The organism is Gemmatimonadaceae bacterium (genome assembly GCA_020846935.1).
Taxonomy (GTDB): domain Bacteria; phylum Gemmatimonadota; class Gemmatimonadetes; order Gemmatimonadales; family Gemmatimonadaceae; genus RBC101.
Map to the genome: position 1 here is coordinate 125,074 of JADLCY010000008.1, position 20,136 is coordinate 145,209.

The 20,136-nt window shown below is 67.2% G+C and carries 16 protein-coding genes and 1 pseudogene; 12 read left to right on the forward strand and 5 right to left on the reverse strand.

The features are described from left to right. Window positions 1-67: 67 nt before the first annotated feature. The 6 genes from IT361_10015 (at window position 68) to IT361_10040 (ending at window position 6,497) form a co-directional block, all read left to right on the forward strand. A complete protein-coding gene (locus IT361_10015; GenBank protein MCC6318014.1) occupies window positions 68-949 on the forward strand; it encodes an MBL fold metallo-hydrolase in 882 nt (293 codons plus the stop codon). A gap of 182 nt (window positions 950-1,131) precedes the next feature. Next, window positions 1,132-2,322: an ATP-dependent 6-phosphofructokinase gene (locus IT361_10020; protein ID MCC6318015.1), complete on the forward strand. Its 1,191-nt coding sequence runs from the start codon at window positions 1,132-1,134 to the stop codon at window positions 2,320-2,322. 8 nt (window positions 2,323-2,330) lie between these two features. After that, complete coding sequence (locus IT361_10025; GenBank protein MCC6318016.1) at window positions 2,331-3,272, forward strand: hypothetical protein; 942 nt, start codon at window positions 2,331-2,333, stop codon at window positions 3,270-3,272. 148 nt (window positions 3,273-3,420) lie between these two features. After that, on the forward strand, window positions 3,421-4,185 hold the full coding sequence (locus IT361_10030) for a hypothetical protein (protein ID MCC6318017.1): 765 nt from the start codon (window positions 3,421-3,423) through the stop codon (window positions 4,183-4,185). Window positions 4,186-4,250: 65 nt separating this feature from the next. Further along, window positions 4,251-5,135, forward strand: coding sequence for a hypothetical protein (locus IT361_10035; GenBank protein ID MCC6318018.1), 885 nt, complete (start codon window positions 4,251-4,253; stop codon window positions 5,133-5,135). Window positions 5,136-5,177: 42 nt separating this feature from the next. Continuing rightward, entirely contained in the window at window positions 5,178-6,497 is a 1,320-nt protein-coding gene (locus IT361_10040) for a putative glycoside hydrolase (protein ID MCC6318019.1), read from the forward strand. A 162-nt stretch (window positions 6,498-6,659) separates the two neighbouring features. Here the strand turns inward: IT361_10040 and IT361_10045 are convergent, their stop codons facing one another. Further along, a complete protein-coding gene (locus tag IT361_10045) occupies window positions 6,660-6,887 on the reverse strand; it encodes a zinc ribbon domain-containing protein (protein ID MCC6318020.1) in 228 nt (75 codons plus the stop codon). Window positions 6,888-7,039: 152 nt separating this feature from the next. On the opposite strand from IT361_10045, the gene IT361_10050 reads away from it, so the two are divergent. Then, window positions 7,040-8,968 (forward strand): hypothetical protein, encoded by a 1,929-nt coding sequence (locus IT361_10050; protein MCC6318021.1) that lies wholly within the window; start codon window positions 7,040-7,042, stop codon window positions 8,966-8,968. Between the two features lie 97 nt (window positions 8,969-9,065). Here the strand turns inward: IT361_10050 and IT361_10055 are convergent, their stop codons facing one another. Together IT361_10055 and IT361_10060 are read right to left on the reverse strand one after the other, a co-directional pair. Next, window positions 9,066-9,554: a VOC family protein gene (locus tag IT361_10055; GenBank protein ID MCC6318022.1), complete on the reverse strand. Its 489-nt coding sequence runs from the start codon at window positions 9,552-9,554 to the stop codon at window positions 9,066-9,068. Further along, window positions 9,551-11,152: a M20/M25/M40 family metallo-hydrolase gene (locus tag IT361_10060; GenBank protein ID MCC6318023.1), complete on the reverse strand. Its 1,602-nt coding sequence runs from the start codon at window positions 11,150-11,152 to the stop codon at window positions 9,551-9,553. Before IT361_10060 ends, IT361_10055 begins: the two co-directional genes overlap by 4 nt. A gap of 318 nt (window positions 11,153-11,470) precedes the next feature. Here IT361_10060 and IT361_10065 point away from each other — a divergent pair, with 318 nt between their 5' ends. Then, window positions 11,471-12,133, forward strand: a complete 663-nt coding sequence (locus tag IT361_10065; protein MCC6318024.1) for a hypothetical protein — start codon at window positions 11,471-11,473, stop codon at window positions 12,131-12,133. 79 nt (window positions 12,134-12,212) lie between these two features. On the opposite strand, the gene IT361_10070 is transcribed toward IT361_10065, so the two are convergent. Further along, entirely contained in the window at window positions 12,213-13,100 is an 888-nt protein-coding gene (locus IT361_10070) for a formamidopyrimidine-DNA glycosylase (GenBank protein MCC6318025.1), read from the reverse strand. Window positions 13,101-13,275: 175 nt separating this feature from the next. Between IT361_10070 and hrpB the strand changes: the two genes are divergently transcribed. Next, on the forward strand, window positions 13,276-15,792 hold the full coding sequence (gene hrpB, locus IT361_10075) for an ATP-dependent helicase HrpB (GenBank protein ID MCC6318026.1): 2,517 nt from the start codon (window positions 13,276-13,278) through the stop codon (window positions 15,790-15,792). 75 nt (window positions 15,793-15,867) lie between these two features. Here hrpB and IT361_10080 read toward each other — a convergent pair whose 3' ends face one another. Then, the gene (locus IT361_10080) at window positions 15,868-16,269 is read right to left on the reverse strand and encodes a nuclear transport factor 2 family protein (protein ID MCC6318027.1); all 402 of its coding nucleotides are present in this window, start codon (window positions 16,267-16,269) and stop codon (window positions 15,868-15,870) included. Between the two features lie 207 nt (window positions 16,270-16,476). On the opposite strand from IT361_10080, the pseudogene IT361_10085 reads away from it, so the two are divergent. From IT361_10085 to IT361_10095, 3 genes and pseudogenes are all read left to right on the forward strand, one after another. Beyond that, a pseudogene (locus tag IT361_10085) lies at window positions 16,477-17,430 on the forward strand (integron integrase). Between the two features lie 518 nt (window positions 17,431-17,948). Further along, window positions 17,949-19,331, forward strand: a complete 1,383-nt coding sequence (locus IT361_10090) for an Eco57I restriction-modification methylase domain-containing protein (protein ID MCC6318028.1) — start codon at window positions 17,949-17,951, stop codon at window positions 19,329-19,331. Further along, complete coding sequence (locus IT361_10095; GenBank protein ID MCC6318029.1) at window positions 19,328-20,107, forward strand: hypothetical protein; 780 nt, start codon at window positions 19,328-19,330, stop codon at window positions 20,105-20,107. The genes IT361_10090 and IT361_10095 overlap by 4 nt, the downstream gene beginning before the upstream one ends. Window positions 20,108-20,136 lie beyond the last annotated feature (29 nt).

Below are 20,136 nucleotides of genomic sequence, written 5' to 3' on the forward strand. Positions count from 1 at the left end.
CGGGGACTGCCCAAGCGATCCCGGGCGCTGCATCGTTCTGCGCTGAGCCCTCACCGGATCCGTGCCTGTGCGCTCCCTCCTCCTCGTAGCCGCCCTTGCCTGCGCGACGACCCTCCCCGCGCAGCAAAACTTCGACACCGTGCAGGTCCGAGCGACCGCCCTGGCCGGCAGCGTCCACATGCTCGTGGGATCGGGCGGCAACATTGCCGTGTCGGTCGGCGACGACGCGGTGTTCATCGTCGATGACCAGTTCGCTCCGCTCACGCCGAAGATCCAGGCCGCGATCGCGCGACTGACCCCGAAGCCGGTGCGGTTCGTCGTCAACACGCACTGGCATTTCGACCACACGGGCGGCAACGAGAACTTCGGCAAGGCGGGGGCGCTCATCGTCGCGCACGACAACGTGCGCAAGCGCATGTCGACCGAGCAGTTCATGGCCGCGCTCAACCGGCGCGAGCCACCGTCCCCGCCGGCAGCGCTCCCGGTGGTGACCTTCTCCGACGGCGTCACGTTCCATCTCAACGGCGACTCGGTGGTCGTCACGCACGTGCCGCCGGCCCACACCGACGGCGATGCGGTGATTCACTTCGTGAAGGCCAACGTCGTGCACATGGGCGACGCCTTCAACAATGCGGGCTTGCCCTTCGTGGATCTCTCGAGTGGCGGCTCCATCAATGGCATCATCGGCGCCGCCGACAAGGTGTACGCGATGACCAATGACGCGACGAAGATCGTGCCGGGGCATGGTCCGCTGGCCAACCGGGCTCGCCTCAGGCAGTATCGCGACATGCTCTTTGCCCTGCGCGAGCGGGTGCAGCGCGAAGTGGCATCGGGCCGCTCGGTCGACCAGGTCCTCGCGCTGAGGATCACTGATCCATACGCGCGCGACTTCCCCGGTGGGCACGAGCGTTTCGTGCGGCTCCTGCACGAGGAACTGAGCCGGCGCTGACGTCCTCGTCGAAACGCCTCGGTCCGCTCGACGATCGCCTCGCGGAGGCCGGCGACGATCGCCTGGCGCAGGCCGGGCCCCGACCCGACCCGGTGACGGTCGCGCTTCAGCCCGGGGATCCCCTGTTGTCGTTAGCTTGCGAGTGACCGGGCACGCGCCCGGCGGCGACGACATCAGGCGACATGACGGACAGCAAGGGCACCATTGGCATTCTCACCGGGGGCGGCGACGTCCCCGGACTCAATCCCGCGATCCGCGCGATCACGATCCGCGCTCTCCGCGAGGGATATCGCGTGATCGGCATCCGGCGAGGCTGGGCCGGGCTGGTGGACTACAGACGCGAAGCGGGCGCCGACAATAGCGACAACGTGCAGGTGCTGTCCGAAGCGATCGTCAATCGCGCGGGCCGCACCGGTGGCACGTTTCTCCACACGTCGCGCACACGACCCAGCCACCTGCCGCGTGAACGCGTGCCTGCGTGGCTCACCGGGTACGATCGCGACCTCAACGACGTCACCCCCGACGTGCTGCGCAACCTCGAGCACATGGGAATCGACACGCTCATTCCCATCGGCGGCGACGACACGTTGAGCTACGGCAAGCGCCTGCACGACGAAGGCGTGAACGTGGTCGCGATCCCAAAGACCATGGACAACGACGTCTATGGCACCGACTACTGCATCGGGTTCTCGACCTGCGTCACGCGCACGATCGAGCTGACCCACGCGCTGCGCACGTCGGCGGGGTCGCACGAGCGGTTCCTCGTGATCGAGGTCTTCGGTCGCTACGCCGGATTCACCGCCCTGCTGCCGACCATGGCCGGCGCCGCGGATCGCTGTGTCATTCCGGAGTACGCGGTCGACGTCGAGCGGCTCGCTGAACTCCTGACCGGCGATCGCAATCGACATCCGAGCCGATACGCGGTGGTGCTGGTCTCCGAAGGTGCGACGCTGGCGACCCAGGACGGCATGAGCTTCGAAGGTCATGAGACGGACATGTTCGGCCATCGCAAGCTTGGTGGCATCGGTGACAAGGTCGCCGCAGCCCTCAAGGAGTATTCGCCCCGGTTCAACAACGGTCGCCGGATCGATGTCGTGAACCAGCGGCTGGGCTACCTGGTACGCTCCGGCGACCCCGACGCGCTCGACTCGATCGTGCCGATGGCGTTCGGCAACCTCGCGCTGGACCTCATCCTGAAGAAGGAGTACGGACGGCTCGTGAGCATTCACCGCGGGTTCTACGACAGCGTTCCCATCTCGAGCGTCACGTCGGAGAAGAAGGTCGTGGACGTCGCCCGCTACTACAACACCGACCGGTGCCGCCCGATCTACGACTTCGATCGCGCACCGCTCTTCATCATGACGAGCGACTGAGGCGTCGCTTGCACCGTTCACGCCTCGTCCTGCTGGCCGCGCTGCTCATCGCGAGCGCTTGCCGACGGTCACCGGCCCCTGCCGTGGCGCCCGTCGTCGCACCGGCTCCCTCATCGCAGAACCCCTCGCCGATGGTCGAGCGCACTCGCGCACACGGCCGGCTGGCGCCCCGCGAACTCCCCGGCCGACGACATACGGTCAGCGGCATCCTCCCACGGCCGTTCGAGGTCTTCGTCCCGACCGCTGCCGATTCCGGACGCGTCCCGTTGCTCGTGCACTTCCTGGGCGCGGCGTACATCCCGATCGAAGCGGCACAGCACGCGGATCCGCGCATGGTCGTCGCCACGGTGAACCTTTCGGCCGGCAGCGGCGCGTACGAACAACCGTTCCGTGGCACCACGACCTGGGCGCGCCTCCTCGCTGCGGTGGATTCCGTGTTGCAGGCAGACTCCAACGGCCGACTGCGACGAAGCACGACGTGGCTCTCAGCGTTCAGTGCGGGCAATGGAGCGGTGCGCGCCATCCTGGCGTCCGATGCCCAGGCCCGCGCCATCGACGGCGTCGTGATCCTCGATGGCATTCATACCGGGTACGACCCGCCGGGCCGCGTGGTCGCCGACAGCGGTCGACTCGACCCGGCGAACTTGCAGTCGCTGCTACGGTATGCCCGCCGAGCCGTGGCCGGAGAGGTTCGCATGCTGGTGACCCATTCGGAGGTCTTCCCCGGCACCTTCGCCAGCACCACCGAGACCGCGAACTGGCTGATCGATCAGCTGCGGGTGCCGCGCAGCGCCGTGCTGCGCTGGGGCCCGCAGGGCATGCAGCAAACGTCGGTTGCCACGCTCGGCGCGTTCACGCTGCTTGGCTTCGCCGGCAACAGTGCGCCCGACCATCTCGATCACCTGCACGCGCTGCCGGAGCTGCTCGCCCTCGTCACACGCCAAGAGTAGGCCCGGCGGCGCGCCGAGCGATCGGCGAGCGGCCTGCGGACCCCCACGCGGGATCGCCTGCGGTCGAGCCCGCCGTGGCGTGCACGCCTCAGGCTGGTCAGGTCGACACCGGCAGTCCTACGTTGGACCAGCACTTCGAGGAGGGGCGATGTTCTGGCATCGAGCGGTGGCATGCGCAGTGCTCGTGATGACGACAGCGTGTACGAGCACGGCGATCGAATACGACCGGATGACGGGTACCGCGTTCCCGCAACCGCAGGCGCGCAACAACGCGACGCACACCATCCCCACGATCTATGCGGCAGAGGGGTACCTGGTGAGCGTGGGCGAAGACCAGACCAACATCGCGGCGCTGACCGGACCACCGGACCCCAACGATCCGAATCAGTACGATTTCATTACGGAAGCCGAGCTTGACGCGCTGGAGACCGCCAACCGGTCGAGCCCGGTGGGGTCGACCCGGTTCCTCTGCTTCAACTGGGGGATCGTGCCATCGTACTGCACGAGGTATCACCTGTATGGCATCGTCGTGAACCACTTTTACGAAGATCCGAGCGGGGTACGGCGCCCCACGATTCTCGGCATCATGTGGACGGCGAACAACCGGCGTGCGTTTGCCGGGTTCTGGCGCAACACGACGGTATCCGGCGACAACGGCAAGTACCTGCGATCGACGGCGCACGAAATCGGCCACGCGTTCAACCTGCACCACGAGGACGGCAACGGGTCGACCGACATCATGAACCAGACGGGCGTGGTGGGGAACAACTACGTGTACGACTTTGTCGCGACCGCGAGCACCGATCACCTGTCGCAACACGACAAGGGCTGCGTCTGGCCCGGCCTCAGCGCGTTCGCTGCGGCGCACACCAACCACGCCGATCACGGGTATAATTCGGGCACGTGCCCGTAGGGGGTCCAATGCGCGTTGCTCGAATGGCCGTTGCGTGCCTGCTTTCGCTCGCTGTCCCCTTTGACATGACTGCCCAGCAGGCGCCCGGTTTGCGGCTGGTGATCGAGACGGAGCGACCGAGTGTCGCCCTCGGCGAACCGGTCTACCTCACGGCGCGTGTCCGTAACGAAGGCTCGGCGGCGGCACGCCTCATTCCGCTGCTTCAACCATCGGATGGCCTGCTCGTCATCTCGATGTCGGGGCCGCGCGGTGAGCGCCTTGGCTTCGTGCCGCTCGGCGTCCGCGACAGCGAGACACCGCCGTCGGACCTGGCGCCCGGTGCACAGGTCGCCACGTCGTTCCCGGTGTTCTTTGGTGCGTCGGGCTGGACCATGCGAACTCCCGGGACGTACACCCTCCGAGCGCGCTTCACGGTGCATGACGGCCAGGGCGCGCCACGGGAGCTGCGTTCGGACTCGCTGACGATCCGCGTCGGTGACCAGCCGGCGGAGCTCGCAACGGCGCTGCTCACCACCAGTGCCGCGTCAGAACAGGCCGGCAAGTTTCTCACCTGGTCGGGTGGCGACCACCTCGGCGCCGGGCAGGAGTTGCTGGCCTCACTGGTGACGCGCTTCCCGGGCGCCGCGCTCATCGATCACTATCGGCTCGCGCTGGGCCGCAGCCTGGGTCGGCCCTTCAAGGACTACACACGGAGCGCGGTTCGACCGGCCGACCCCGCGCGATCGGTCGCCGCGCTCGAGCAGGTGCGGGACAGCGTGGTCCCGGCCGTCCTGCGCATCCAGAAGTACCTTGGCCTGGCCACCGGGTATCGCGCGCTCGGTCGATCACCCGATGCGACCCGCGCGCTGACCGCGGCGAGGGCGTTGGCGGGCGAACGCGCCGAGCTTGCCGAGTTCAGGGAAGCGATCGATCGCGCCGGACGACCGCAGGGCGGAGCGACGACGCGTTAGGCAGACCTTGCCCCGTGAGCGGGGCGACGGAGAGATTGTGTGATGCGATTCTCTCCGTTGGTTGCCTTTGCCTGCGCCGCCCTGGCGTGCGATGGCGCGCCGCCTCGCGCCGAGGGCGCGCCAAGAGCGCCGGCCACGGCGGAGAGCGCACGCCCGGTGCCGCCGACGCCACCGGAAACACCGACACCACCGGCGCGCACACCGCGACCCGACAGCGTGCGCGCGCTGTACGTGAATGCGTGGGCCGCGGGATCGCGGGGTCGGATGCAGGAACTCATCCGCCTCGCCGATGCCAGCGAGATCAACGCGTTCATCATCGACGTGAAGGAGTCGGATACCTATCTCGCCTACACCGGGACGAAGATTGCCCTTGCCCGGGAGATCGGCGCCGACCGGCGACCCGCGACCACGTGGCTCCCGTCGCTCATCGATACGCTGCGCGCGCACGGCATCTACTCCGTCGCCCGCATCGTGGTGTTCAAGGATCGGATGCTCGCCGAGCGCAAGCCGGAGCTGGCCATCCGCCACGAGAACGGCTCCGTGTGGCGAGACAACAAGGGCGGAGCGTGGGTCAACCCGTACGACCGACGGGTCTGGGACTACAACATCGCCATCGCCCGCGAAGCGCTCGCCATGGGCTTCAGCGAGCTGCAGTGGGACTATGTCCGCTTTCCCGACGTGACTGATCGCATGCGGGCCGTCATGCGCTTCCCGGGCAGCAACGACGTGAGTCGCGCAGACAACATTGGCGCCTTCATCACCTACTCCAAACAGCAGCTGCGGGAGTTCGACGTGCCGGTCACCGCCGACGTGTTTGGCCTCGTCACGCACGTCGAGGACGACGTGGGGATCGGCCAGAACTGGGAGAAGGTGATCGCCGCCGCCGACGTCGTCCTGCCGATGGTGTACCCGTCGCACTACTACGCCGGGCTGTATGGCTTCAAGCGACCCATCGCGAACCCGTACGAGATCGTGCGACTCGCCTCGACGGATGCCGTCGAACGCTCGGCGTTCGTGCGCGACTCGATGAAGCAACCGGTGGGCGAGGTGATGCCCTGGCTCGAGGCGATGAGCATCCGTGGCGCCAGTTTTGGGCCCGCGGAGGTCCGCGCCCAGATCCAGGCCGTGTACGACGCCGGCCTGAGGAGCTGGGCCCTGTGGAATCCGGGATCGAAGTACGGCGTCTACGCCGACGCTCTGCGTCCGGCTTTGGGCGGACCGTCGCCCGTCGAGCGACGTGGGTGGACCGCACCACGCTGGGACGTGCCGCGCGAACGACTCAGCCGAGTCATCGTGAGGCGTGACCGCGCGGCCCGCGCCGCGGCCCCCGCAGACAGCAGCACCCGATCGCGAGCGCCGTAACGCCGTCGCGCGTGCGTGTTGGAGTCCAGCGCGATCGCCAAGGGGAGCTCCGCGCGCACGCGGCTCACGCGAACGCGGAGATGGTGCGACGGCGGTCGCGGGCGGGAGTTCCTCGCACACTCGGCTCACGCCCCAACCCGGTTCCGCGCCCGTGCTACGCGCTCAGAACCGGCCGCACCCGCACGAGCCAGGTCCGCATCCTGGTCCCGGCTCGGGCATCGACTTCTCCTGGCCGTTCATGAGGCCGAACCCGCCAGAGATGAGCCGGCGCACCGGAACCCCCGTCACTGGATGTCGCTCGAGCGGTGGGTCCGACATCGACTGCCGGACCTCGAACCGTTCGGCGGCCGCATCAGGTGCGGGAATGGTTTCGTACAGGTAGGTGGGCATGGCTCTGGCGCGCAGTCGGTGGGGATATGCTCCCGCTGGAGAATGACGGATCGGCGCGCTCACCTCAAGCCGCACGCCTGGTCGCGGGGCGATGTCTTGCTGCGCACGCCCGGGTTTCGTAGCGTGGCGGCGTCTCTTCCGGCCCTCGCATCATGATCGAATCCCGGCATGGCGTGACGCTCGCCTGCTGTCTGTTGCTGTTCGCCACCGTCGCGCGCGCGCAGGAGCGGCTGCTGTACTGGCCAGCCATCGACGTGACGGCGCACCTCGACAGCGCGGGCCGACTCCACGTCACCGAGCGACAGGACATGAGCTTTACCGGTGACTGGAACGGCGGACAACGAGCGTTCACGGTCGCCTTTGGGCAGGACTTCTCGCTGCATCGGATCGCCCGCGTGGACGCCGCGGGTCAGCGTCGCGACCTCGTGGAGGGCGACATCGACCAGGTGGACCATTACGAGTGGGGCTCGGGCAAGACTCTTCGGTGGAGAAGCCGCCTTCCGACCGACCCGCCATTCGGCCAAACGATTCTGAGCTACGTCCTGGACTTCACGTACGGCGAGATCCTCGTACCCGAGGGCACGGGCTTCCGGCTCGACCATGGATTCGCGTTCGCCGATCGCAGCGGCCCGATCCAGCGCTACACGCTTCGCATCACGCTCGACCCGGCGTGGCAGGCTCCTCCAGGGTTCACTGGCGAGTTCGGGCCCCTGCCCCTGCCTCCCGGCGAAGACTTCGTGGTGAATATCCCGCTCCAGTATGTGGGCGTTGGCCGGCCCGGCGGAGTTTCCCTGGGCGCTACACAACAGGAACGACAGACGCTGGCGAGCATGCTCGTCGCTGGCCTGCTCGTGCTCCTCATCTTGCTCCTGCGCCGCGAGCATTCGCTTGGCCGGTTCGCGCCGCTCGTCCCCGTGTCGAACATCGACGAAGCCTGGCTGCGTGAACACGTACTCCATCTGCGTCCCGAGGTAGTGGGCGCGGCGTGGGACGACAGCACCGCCGGGCCGGAAGTTGCGGCCGTGCTGGCTCGGCTCGTCGCCGAGGGAAAGCTCAAGAGCCGAGTGCAATCGAGCGGGAGCGGCTGGTTCCGTCGCGACGTACTGCACCTGGAGCTGATGGTCAGGCGCAGCACACTCGAAGGGTACGAGCGCGAACTCATCGATGCGCTGTTCTCACCGGGGAGTCGGGCCACGAGCACTGATCAGGTCAAAGCGCGCTACCGGAAGTCGGGCTTCGATCCAGCCTCGAAGATCAAGGACGGGATCGAGGCGGTGCTCCGCGGTGAAGGACGGAGCAGTGATGCTTCGCTCAAGCCAACGGCGTGGGTGACGCGAGTGCTCCTGCTCGCCGGTGTCGCGTTGCTCGCCTACGCGGTCACGCGGCATCCGCGAGATCTCATGGTGGTGCCGATGGCGATCGGACTCGTGGTGGCGACGATGATCCTCTCCTCACCGGGCGCCGTGTTGTGGCGGGTGCGCGTCGCGCGGCTCTGGCGTCACATGTTCTGGTTCCTCGTGCCTGTGCTGGCGGGGCTCGTCGGCGTCCTCGCGGTGCTGCAGCGACAGGACCTGCGCGTCAGCGCGCTCGCGCTGGCTGGACTCGGCGTCATCGCACTCGGCGTGTGGAACAGTGTCTTCAACCTGGCCAAGGCACGCCAGCCAGTCGACTACATCGCCAAGCGCAAGCGCCTGGGCGCGGCACGCGAGTACTTCCGGACGGAGCTCAAACGACCGGCGCCGCGGCTGCGCGACGAATGGTTCCCCTGGTTCATCGGGTTTGGCCTCGGCGGCCAGATGGACAAGTGGTTCAAGGCCTTTGGCGGCGAACGGGGCAGCATCGCTCGCACGACATCGTTTGGGTCCGGCCGTGACGGCACGTCGTCAACCACGGGGAGTCCGTCGTGGACGGGACTTGGAGGTGGCGGCGGCTTTGCTGGTGGTGGGTCGAGCGGCGCGTGGGTTGCTGCGGCCGGTGTCATGGCGGCGGGCGTCTCGGCGCCGTCGAGCAGCGGCTCGAGCGGTGGCAGCAGCAGCTCGGGCGGCAGTTCGTCGGGCGGCGGTGGCGGGGGAGGGTGGTAGGGGGGACGGGTGACCTGCGGACGACGGGCGAACGGGCGGGGGACGGATGGGGGTTCGGAGGGATGCGATGGTGTCCGGCCCGGCGGATCGTCGGGCGTCAGCGCTCGGCGAGCAGGGCCGGGAGGTCGAGTGCGGCCGTCACCATCTGCAGCGAGCCGTCCGCGCCGCGTGGCCACTCGGACTGCGGCCGGTCGCGGTATAGCTCAACACCATTCTCATCGGGGTCGCGCAAGTAGAGCGCTTCACTCACGCCGTGATCGCTCGCGCCGTCGAGGGTGATGCCGGCGTCGATCAGGCGCTGCAGTGCGTCGGCCAGCGATGCCCGCGTGGGGTATCGGATGGCCACGTGATACAAGCCGGTGGTCCCGCGCGGTGGCGGCGAGCCACCGCGGCTCTCCCAGGTGTTGAGCCCGATGTGGTGATGATAGCCGCCCGCTGAGATGAAGGCGGCCTGGGTGCCGTAGCGCTGTTGGACCTCGAACCCGAGGACACCGCAGTAGAAGGCCAGCGACCGTTCGATGTCGCTGACCTTGAGGTGCACGTGCCCAATGTCGACGCCGGGGTCGATCGGGCGCGGTGTCGTCATTGCGCGACGCGGGTGGTGGGTGCGGCCTTGCGCGGCAACTTCTCGTCGCGCATTGCCGTGTTATATGCAAACCACGCCACGACCGTCGCCATCTGCTTCATGTCGGCTGCCTGGACGTGGTCCACGGTGTCCATGTTCGAGTGGTGAGTGCGTGAGTTGTACTCGAGCCGCTCCTGGATGAACTGGAAACCGGGAATGCCGACCGCATCGAAGGCCGCGTGGTCGGTGCTTCCCACGCTGCGGGGCCCGAGCGTGTTGACGTCGAGGTCCTTGAGCGGTTCGATCCACTGACGGAAGATGGGTGACACTCCGTAGTTGGACTGCATCCAGATCCCGCGGATCTTGCCGGTCCCGTTGTCGATGTTGTAGTAGGCCGAGATCTTGGCGTGGTCGGGCCTGAGCTGCATGGTGGCCGGGTCGGCAAAGTGCTGCTTGACGTATTCGCGCGCGCCCATGAGGCCCATTTCTTCGCCGCCCCAGAGCGCAATGCGGATCGTGCGACGCGGGCGCACGCCCAGCGTCTTGAGGATGCGCATGGCCTCCATCATCGCCGCGCTGCCGGCCGCGTTGTCCGTGGCGCCCGTGCCGGCGTGCCAGGAGTCGAAGTGGGCGCCAATCATCACGACCTCGTCCTTGAGTACCGGGTCCGTGCCAGGAATCTCGGCGACGATGTTGAACGCCTGTGGCGTCATCTCCTCGTGGAACTTCACGCGCACATCGAGCTCCACCTTCACCGGCACGCCCTTCTCGAGGATACGCACCATGCGATTGTAGTGCTCCACGGCGAGCGTGACCTGGACCGGGACCGCCGGAGCATTGGGCTCCCGGCTGCCGCCGGAACCTACAAACACAGTGCCGCCGTCGACGCGCTGCGTCTGCCACGACATGTCGGATCCACCGGCTGACATGTCGCTGTCAGACCCGCGATCGAGGACGGCGATCACACCCTCGTCGACCCAGAACTTGTTGAGCTGTGCCGGCGACACCGCACCGCCACCGGCGCCGCCCGGCCCGCGCCCCGGTCCCGCGGTCGTCGGCACCGGCGTCGACTCGGCCTCGGCCTTCTCCTTTTCGCCCATGCGCAGCACGATCGGTCCGTCGAGCAACCGGACGTCTCGGGCGCGTTGCGGCAGCACGATCTTGCCGCGCAGCGTGCCCTTCACCTTCTCCATGTCGGCCTGTGTGTTGATGATCACCTGCACCACGTCGCCGGTGACGACGCCGTTGGTGCCCGGCGTCCAGGCTTTGGGGTAGCCGATCAACGGCTGGATCTGCGGTTCGATCATGTGGCCGCTGAACCGCTCCAACGACCAGGAGCGCCCCATGGCCCATGGCTCGTACTTCACGTTGGCGAGCCCCCACTTCGTCATGCGGTCGACGGCGAAGGCTCCGGCGCCCTTGAAGCCGGGGCTACCGGTGAGGCGTGGGCCGTGCACGTCCGCCAGCCAGGACAGCGTCTCCATCACCTGCGAGCGCTGCAGCCCCTCCTCGCGGATGCGGCCCAGCATGGTGTAGTCGAGTTTCTCGGGCGCCTGACCAGGCAGGGCCGACCCGAGGACGAGGAACGCGAGGACAGCGAAGACGGAACGGCGATACATGGGAACTCCGCGAGCGGGGACGCACCGAATGTAGGCGCGGGACGAACGGTCGGGAGGCGGTCGAGGCCGGCGCGAGCTCCGGTACAGGTGCCGCCACGTGGCGCCCTGGGGCGGCGCCGCCTGCCGATCCCAACGGAGGACCCGAGCACGGACTTTGCCCTCCTGGGCGACCCTCCCCCCGGATGCCGCGGGCGTGTCGGGAATGCCGACCTGCCTACGCATTGCTTGCCGGACCGCCCAGGCGTCGCCACGTTCTTGCGCCTGCGGTGTTCCCCTCTCCCAACCACGCGGCAACAGGCCGCCCCGGAGGAACCACCAGTGTCAAACCTGCCAAACCCGTCCGAACATCATGACCGCCGCGCCTTCCTTGGGCGCGCCGCCACCGCCGCGTTGGGCATTGGCGCCTCGGCCACTGCGCTGCGCGAGGCCCTTGCCGCCCCCGTCGACGCCCAGGGCGCCGATCGATGGCTGAGCGGCCTCAAGGGGAAGTACCGCCAGCTCACCGACATCTTCGAGCCGAACGATGGCTTTGGCTTCGCGTACGCACACATCTTCCTCGCGACCCAAGGCCCGCAGCCCGACGCCAGCGCCGTCGTCGTCCTGCGTCATGGCGGCTTTCCCTTTGCGCTCAGCGACGCCATCTGGGAGCGCTACAAGATCGGCCAGGCCATGAAGATCAACGACCCGGCCACCAAGGCGCCGGCGGTGAAGAATCCGTTCTTCCGGCAGAAGCCGGGCGCGCTGCTGGTGGACGACATGGCCATCGATCGTCTGTTGGGACGCGGCGTGATCTTCGGCGCGTGCAACATCGCGCTGCAGGTGCAGAGCGGCATGCTGGCCAGTCAGGCCGGGGTGACCGCCGAGGTCGCGCTCAAGGAGTGGACGGCCGGAATCATTCCGGGCATCACCGTCATCCCGAGCGGTGTGTGGGGCGTCAATCGGGCACAGATGGCCGGCTGCACGTACTGCTCCGGCGGCTAGCGGCGAACAGACAATGGACCGCTCTCGTTGCCCTTCGGGGCGACGGGATCGGGCTCCGATTGCCCGCCGTTGCCCCGCCCTACTCACCGCTCTCGTCGATCGACTTCGGCCAGTCGCTCTTGAGCAGGCGCGAGAGCGATCGATCGGCGAGCAGGCGGCCTTCGGTCTGGCAGCGCGCGCAGTAGTTGGTTTCGTTGTCGGCGTATCGAATGCGTTGCACCGGCGCGTTGCACACCGGGCAGGGCTGGCCGTAGCGACCATGCACGGCCATGCCCTCCCGGAACGCCGTCACGGTTTCGGGAAACCCGGTGCCGGTCTCGTTACGCAGACGCGTGATCCACTCGGTCAGCACGCGCTGAGTCGCGTCATGGAGTGCATCGATCTGCAGGTCGGTGAGGCGCGCCGTCGTGAGCAGGGGCGAGAGCCTCGCGCGATGCAGAATCTCGTCGGAGTACGCGTTGCCGATTCCGCTGAAGAGCCGCGGATCGGTGAGCGCACGCTTGAGCGTGTGGTTCTCCCTGCGCAGCGGCTCGGCGAACTGGTCGCGTGAGCTGCCGAGCACCTCGATGCCTCCGCGATCGATCGCGCGCAGGGCCTCGCGACCGCGAACGCACGTGAGTGAGGCCCGCCGCTTGGTACCGGCCTCGGTGAACACGAGCCAGCCGCGGTCGAACTCGAAGGTCGCCAGCGCCGCACGTCCCGGCGCCTTGCCGCCCGGCGGTCGCCACCGCAATCGCCCCGCAATCATCAGGTGAATCACGAGGTGCAAGTCGTCTTCGAAGACCAGCACGATGCGCTTGCCGATTCGTTCGACGCCCACCACGTCACGCCCAACGAGCGCACTCACCGGCGGATCCACCGAACGCACGAGAAAGGGGCTCGTGAGCCTGAGCCCCTGCAGCTCGCGTCCCACGACGTGGCGCTGCAGGCCTTCGACGTAGCAGACGATGTCGGGGAGTTCGGGCATGCCTGGGACGCGGGAACCTTTGGCCTGTCGAGACGACACGCGCACGGCGGTCCGCGAGAACGACTCATGGTCGCGTGCGCCGCGCGATGACGATCTCGCAACTTACGCCGCGCCCGAACCGCACGCATTGCGCGCATCGAACCGCTAACATGCGTGCGACCTCGTTCCCGTCGCCGTGACCGAGCTACCCGTTCGTCAGGTCATCCCCGAGTTGCAGCGCGCGCTGGCGCTCGGGCGCAATGCGGTCCTGCAGGCCCCGCCGGGGGCGGGCAAGACCACACTCGTCCCGCTCGCGCTGCTCGGCGCTCCATGGCTGGGCACGGGCCGCATCGTGATGCTCGAGCCGCGGCGGCTCGCCGCCCGTGCGGCGGCGCGCCGCATGGCGAGCCAACTCGGCGAGTCGGTGGGTGAAACCATCGGGTACCGGGTGCGCCGCGACACGCGGGTCTCGTCACGCACGCGCATCGAAGTGGTGACGGAGGGCGTGCTCACCCGCATGCTCGCCAGCGACCCCGCGCTCGACGGTGTTGGCGTCGTGATCTTCGACGAGTTCCACGAGCGATCACTGCATGCCGACCTCGGGCTCGCCCTCACGCGCCACGCGCAGCAGCTCGTACGCGATGACCTGCGCATCGTGGTGATGTCGGCCACGCTCGACGGCGAGCCCGTGGCGCGACTGCTCGGCGACGCCGCGGTGATCACCAGCGAGGGACGACGTCATCCCGTGCACGTGACGTGGGTCGGCCGCCGTCCAGATCAACGCATCGAGCCCGCGATGGCCGCGGCGATCCAGCGGGCGCTGCGCGAGACCGAAGGTGATGTCCTCGCGTTCCTCCCCGGGCAGGGCGAAATCGCGCGCACTCTCGAATTGCTGGAATCCGCAGCGGTCCCCGCCGAACTGCATGCTCTCTACGGCAACCTCACGTTCGATCAACAGGACCGCGCGCTCGCACCATCGCCTAACGGGCGTCGCAAGGTGGTGCTGTCCACGTCGATCGCCGAATCGAGCCTGACGATCGAAGGTGTGCGTGTGGTGGTGGATGGTGGTTTGTCGCGTGTTCCGCGCTTTTCGCCACGCACGGGCATGACGCGCCTCGAAACGGTGCGCGTCTCGCGCGCATCGGCGGAGCAGCGGGCCGGGCGCGCCGGACGACTTGCGCCCGGCGCGTGCTATCGCCTGTGGGCGGCCGGAGAACACGCACATCTCCTGGCCCATGCCACGCCGGAGATTCTCGAGGCCGACCTTGCCCCGCTGGCTCTCGAACTCGCCAATGCAGGCGTCACGCACGTGGCCGATCTGCCGTGGCTCGACCTGCCTCCTGCCGGCGCGCTGGCGCGGGCACGTGCGCTCCTGCGCGAGCTCGACGCGCTCGATGCCGACCATCGCGTGACGGCGCATGGACGCAGGATGGCGTCTCTTGGCACGCACCCGCGGCTGGCCCACATGCTGGTGCGCTCGAATGATCGAGGTGAGGCGGCCCTCGCATGCGACCTTGCCGGACTGCTGGAGGAGCGTGACGTGCTGCGCCAGGACGCCGGGGCGCATGATGCCGACTTGCGCCCTCGCGTGGAGCTGGTGCGGCACGCCCGTCGGCGCGAGCGCGTGGCGCAGGACGTGGCGGGGATGCGCGTCAACCACGATGCCCTGGCTCGCGCGGCCGAAGGGGCGCTCGCCTGGCGACGTGAACTTGCCGTGCCGCGTGCGGTGGACTGGACGGACGATGACGCGCTCGGCCGGATCGTGGCGCTCGCGTATCCCGACCGCGTCGCCCAGCGCCGGCCTGGTGATGCGTCGCGCTTTCTCATGCGGAGCGGCGCGGGCGCGACCTTCCGCGATTCGCCCGCTCTCGCCCGCGAGCCCTGGATCGTGGCCGTGGAGACCGATGGTCGATCGCCGGAGAGCGCGGTGTACACGGCCGCTGCCATCTCGCTCGACGACGTCCTCGCCGACTTCGCCGGACACGTCGCCGCGCGCGACGACGTGCGCTGGGATGAGGGCGAAGGTGTGGTTCGCGCCACGCGCCGGGAAACACTCGGCGCGATCGTGCTTCGGGAGCGGACTATTGCACGACCCGACGATGCGCTGGTGCTGCAGGCCTGGCGCGACGCGTTAGGGTCGCGAGGCCTCGGTATTCTTGACTGGAGTGACGCTGCCGTCGCGCTACGTGCCCGCCTCGCCTGCGTTCACGTGCACATGCCCGACTGGCCCGACGTGAGCGACGCTGCGCTGGTCCAGTCGGCGGAGGCGTGGCTCCTGCCGCACCTCACGACCGTGCGCACCAGACAGCAACGTGCCGAGCTGGATGTGGGTGGCCTGCTGCTGTCGCGGCTGGATTGGGCACAGCGCGCGCGGCTGGACGTGCTGGCGCCAACGCACTTCACGGCGCCAACCGGGTCACGGCTCCCGATCGACTACGGCGATGCGCATGCACCCGTGGTGCGCGTACGCCTGCAGGAGATGTTTGGTGTGCGCGACACGCCTCGCGTGCTCGACGGGCGTGTCCCCGTCACGCTGCACCTCCTGTCGCCGGCGCATCGTCCGTTGCAGGTGACGCAGGACCTCGCCGGGTTCTGGCGCACGTCGTATTTCGACGTGCGCAAGGACATGCGGGGCCGGTATCCGCGGCATCCCTGGCCCGACGATCCCCTGGCCGCCGAACCTACGCGTCGCGTGAAGCCACGCGGGACCTGAGGTCGTCGTGTCCTTGTGTTCCGCTCGTCAGCCGCCTCGGCGCCCGGGGGCGGCCGAGCCAGACTCCGGGCCTCGTTAGGCCTGCGGGAGCAGCCGCGTCGCCTGCCAGTGAACGCATTTCCAGGCGCCGTCTTCGTGCACCAGCACGTGCACGTTGCGGTAGGCGCCGTCGGGTACACCCGGGGCGCTGCGTCGCTCCGTGGTGACGAGGCTCCTTACCACGGCCAGGCCGGCGTCTTCGTCGCTCCACACGTGGTCGACGGTGAGTGTTCGCACCAGGTCCGGATTCTTTGGTGCAGCGATCGTCTGGAGGATCTGCGGGCGTGACTCTTCGAACCCGGCGGAGCGCGTGATGCCGGAGAATCCAGCGGCAAGGTGTCGATCGGCGAGTGCTCGATCCTGCTCGTTCTCGGCGCGAATGAGATCCGCGACCACCTGCGCCGGTGTGGCTGTTGGCGGCGTGCGTCGGGTTCGCATGACGAGAAGCTAGCCGCTTCGCGGCGGTGGCGGCGGCGTGCGTGAGGGTGCCGGGGATGTCTCAGCTCCGTGGGGTGTGCGGCATGGCCCAGCCGAGTCTTCGGCGAGGGGGTGATTCGAACTGGGCCGATTCGATCCCGCACTGAGGCGAGGGTGGGGTGAGATTGTGAAGTTGTCCGTTCCCGGGAGACCGTTCCGCGTCGCCGGTTGCTCGACGACGTTCGCGCCGCCTTGCGGGCACGGCACATAAGTCTCCGAACGGAGTCCGCGTACACGTGCAGTGGGTCAAGCGTTACGTGCGCCATCATGGGCTGCGCCACCCCGCTGAGCTTGGTGAGGAACACATGGTGGCGTTCCTCACATACCTCGCGGCCGAAGGGAAGCTTGCGCGACCCATTCAGATGCAGGCGTGAGCGCGCTCAACTTCCTGTATCGGGTCGTGCTGCGACGCGAGGTGGCTGACCTGCGCAGAGTGTTGCGCTCGACCGGCCCTCCGCGACTCCCGGCGGTGTTGTCACGCGAAGACGTCCGGCGCCTGCTCGGCGTGATGGAGGGAGAGCGGCGACTGGTGGCGTCGCTGCTGTACGGGGGCGGTTTGCGCCTGATGGAGTGCCTTCAGCTGTGGGTGAAGGATGTGGAGCTCGAGCGCAGAGAGATCCGAGTGCGCCGCGGGAAGGGTGGCAGGGACCGAGTGACCATGCTGCCCGACGCCGCGCACGCTGCTGGAGGCACAGCTTGCGCGTCTGCGAGCCCTGCACTCTGCGGACCTGGCGCGCGGGGCGGCGCCGCGCCTTTGCCCGGCGCCTCTGTCTCGTAAGGCACCCGGTTGGGCTACGGACCTTGCCTGGCAATGGCTGTTCCCGGCCCGCCGTACCTGGCTCGACTCGATTACGGGGAAGGCGCACCGCCATCACTGGCACGAGAGTGCCGTTCAGCGGCAGATGCGGGGCGCGGTGCTGCGGTCCGGCATCGCGAAGCGCGCGACCTGTCACACGCTGCGGCACTCCTTCGCGACCCACCCTGTTGGAGGATGGTTACGACATCCGAACGGCACAGGAGTTCCTGGGTCACACGGACGTGAGCACGACGATGATCCACACACACGTGCTGAACCGGGGCAGCCTGGGAGTTCGGAGCCCTGCGGACCGGGCATCGGGTTGACCGCGGTGAGGAGTCCAGGCCAAGCGCGCCTGGATTGTTGTGCACGGGCAATCCGCCGATTCCCTGAGTATTGCCGCGAGGAGTGGTTGCCTGATACGCACCGCCGCGAAGCGGATATCACGGCACCGCAAGCGTCCATATCCGGATAGCGGCGGAAGCTGAATCCGGACATGTGGTGGGCCTCTATGGTGTTGCGGCGCCTGGGGGCCCCTGATCTTCGAGTGCTGGATGATGGGCTACCGGCGGGCCTCGTCCAGGTTCTGCCGCTCGCGGAGTCGGTGTCCCCATCGCATCATTCCGCCCGAGCGCGGGGGAAGGGATTGGTCGACGCGTGCTATCGTGGCTGGGAGGCAGACTCCCTCCGCAGCCCACTAGAGAGTCAGGTCGTCACGAGCGAGGCGAGCGCTTCCAACCCCGGGCGAGCCGTCTCCACTCCGTCCGTAAGTCCTTGCGTACTCAGGCGATGAGTCAGATATTTCGGCCTCTGTTCGGCCAGCCAGTCTTCCAGCCTGTCTGCCATGAAAGGATTCGTACCAACACCGGCAGGCATTGTCGACCGGCTGGTCGAGAAGCTCATGGCCGGAGTTTCCGATCCCCGAGACCTGCGCGTCCTGGACCCAGGCTGCGGCGAAGGCGAATTCATCGAGGGTCTGCTGCGCTATTGTGAGCGCCATCGACTCTCAAGACCTCGAATCGTTGGCATTGAATTGGATCCGGGCCGCGCGAGCGTCGCTCGGCAGCGATTCTCGAACGTGAGCGAAGTTGAGATTCGGGAAGCGGATTTCCTAGTTCCGTCGACGGAGAGGTTCGAACTAATAGTTGGCAATCCGCCCTACGTCTCGATTCTCGAGTTGAGTCAAGTCGAGCGCTCGCATTTTCGTCACGCCTACGAATCGGCCCGCGGACGATTCGACCTATACGTCCTCTTTTTCGAGCAGGCGATGCGGATGCTCGCGACTGGTGGACGACTCGTCTTCATTACGCCTGAGAAGTATCTCTACGTCGAGAGCGCTCGCGGACTGCGCAAACTCCTTCTGTCCCGCCACGTGAGCGAGCTCCACTTCGCGGACGAAAGCACCTTTGGCGCGCTCGTGACCTATCCGCTAGTTACGACCGTCAGCGCCGAAGGCAGCCTCGCTCCAACGCGAGTCATAGATCGCGACGGAACAGAGCGGGACGTGCGCCTCGAGTCAGCCGATTCCTGGTTGCCTACGGTCAGAGGCCACACCTCAAGCGACCATCGAGGCCTCGTTCTCGGCGACGTAGCACTGCGCGTTAGTTGCGGCGTAGCCACCGGCGCGGACCAGGTCTTTGTCGTGCGCGCAACTGCGCTTAGCCCCGCGCTCACTCGTTTTGCGCATCCAACTCTTTCTGGGCGACAGATTGCGCTGGACCGTGGGATCGCTAGTGATCACGTGATGCTTGCGCCCTACGATGACACCGGTCGGCTGCTTCCAGAATCATCTCTTGGAGTGTTGGGGGCATATCTCAACGAGCCCAGTCGACGTGCTCAACTTGAGCGACGCACCTGTACGGCTAGGAAGAAGTGGTTCGCCTTTCACGACAATCTTCCTTTGGATGTGATCTTGCGGCCGAAGTTGCTTTGTAAGGATATCACGGAGACTCCGTTCTTTGTCGTTGACGAGGCCGGCTTAGTCGTTCCGAGGCATTCAGTTTACTATGTCGTTCCCGTCGACCCGAGCGATCTGGGGCCGCTAGCCTCATACCTGAATTCTGCGGAGGCACGGGACTGGATGCGCTCTCACTGCCAGCGCGCCGCCAAGGGATTCTTGAGGATGCAGAGCCATACGCTGAAGCAGCTTCCGCTTCCACCGTCCTTCGCTGCGAAGCTCAGGGGGCTGCCTTCACTCTCGACTCAACTTGAGGCACGGCTGGCTTGACCACTCCGTTTGACGCTGCCATCGAGGCGATTCAGAAAGCTGGCTATCACAACCATCGCCTCGAAGGTCACTCCGACATCGTCAGCCAGGGCATATTCTCCGACCTTGTCGCGTCATGCCCAGCGTTCCGTGCCGACGTCGAGTCGGGAAAGGTTCAGGTCTGGAAGAACGTATCGTCACCCGGCGACCGAGAGCGCCGCGTCGACCTTTTCGTTGGCGAGCCGGGCGCCGAGGGACAACCCAACATGGCCAAGTGCCGGCTTGCCGTTGAGAACAAGTCCGTCATTACAGCGCACCGGAACCGGACAAACAGGTTTGACGATCTCAAGAAAGTCGTCGCTGCGATACAGGGCGAGCGCCCGGAGGCGCTGCTGATCGCAACTGTTCTCATCGGACTCTCGGGCCGCGTCTTGAACATCCCCGACCAGGTTCACAAGTTCTATCGTGATCGCGAGGACGAGTTCGACCGAGATGTTCTGCCTCGGCTTTCAACGGGAGACGAGAGCCTGTTTGACGAGTTCAACTGGGCCATCAGCAGCAACCGCTCGTCGGAGCCGAAGAAGACACTTGAGCTTTTTCAGACGCTGCCGACGCGAGGGTCGGCGCAGACCCATTTGACCGCTTACGACTCGGTACTGCTTGTTCCAGTCCGGATCGATAATGTTCATCCACCGGAGCTGCCGCGGCCAAACGCACTCGGTATCGATGTTGATGCTGAGTACGCTGCCTTCATCGACAGAACATGCAAGGCGTACACAGCGCGATGGCACATGTAGGGCGCGCGTAGCGGCCGTTCTAGGGTGCG

What these genes read in the sequence shown, in the direction of transcription:
- IT361_10040 (MCC6318019.1), top strand. Translation starts at nt 5,178, where the DNA reads ATGCGATTCTCTCCGTTGGTTGCCTTTGCCTGCGCCGCCCTGGCGTGC.
- IT361_10045 (MCC6318020.1), bottom strand. Translation starts at nt 6,887, where the DNA reads ATGCCCACCTACCTGTACGAAACCATTCCCGCACCTGATGCGGCCGCC.
- IT361_10050 (MCC6318021.1), top strand. Translation starts at nt 7,040, where the DNA reads ATGATCGAATCCCGGCATGGCGTGACGCTCGCCTGCTGTCTGTTGCTG.
- IT361_10030 (MCC6318017.1), top strand. Translation starts at nt 3,421, where the DNA reads ATGTTCTGGCATCGAGCGGTGGCATGCGCAGTGCTCGTGATGACGACA.
- IT361_10090 (MCC6318028.1), top strand. Translation starts at nt 17,949, where the DNA reads ATGAAAGGATTCGTACCAACACCGGCAGGCATTGTCGACCGGCTGGTC.
- IT361_10035 (MCC6318018.1), top strand. Translation starts at nt 4,251, where the DNA reads ATGACTGCCCAGCAGGCGCCCGGTTTGCGGCTGGTGATCGAGACGGAG.
- IT361_10080 (MCC6318027.1), bottom strand. Translation starts at nt 16,269, where the DNA reads ATGCGAACCCGACGCACGCCGCCAACAGCCACACCGGCGCAGGTGGTC.
- IT361_10055 (MCC6318022.1), bottom strand. Translation starts at nt 9,554, where the DNA reads ATGACGACACCGCGCCCGATCGACCCCGGCGTCGACATTGGGCACGTG.
- IT361_10070 (MCC6318025.1), bottom strand. Translation starts at nt 13,100, where the DNA reads ATGCCCGAACTCCCCGACATCGTCTGCTACGTCGAAGGCCTGCAGCGC.
- IT361_10060 (MCC6318023.1), bottom strand. Translation starts at nt 11,152, where the DNA reads ATGTATCGCCGTTCCGTCTTCGCTGTCCTCGCGTTCCTCGTCCTCGGG.
- IT361_10020 (MCC6318015.1), top strand. Translation starts at nt 1,132, where the DNA reads ATGACGGACAGCAAGGGCACCATTGGCATTCTCACCGGGGGCGGCGAC.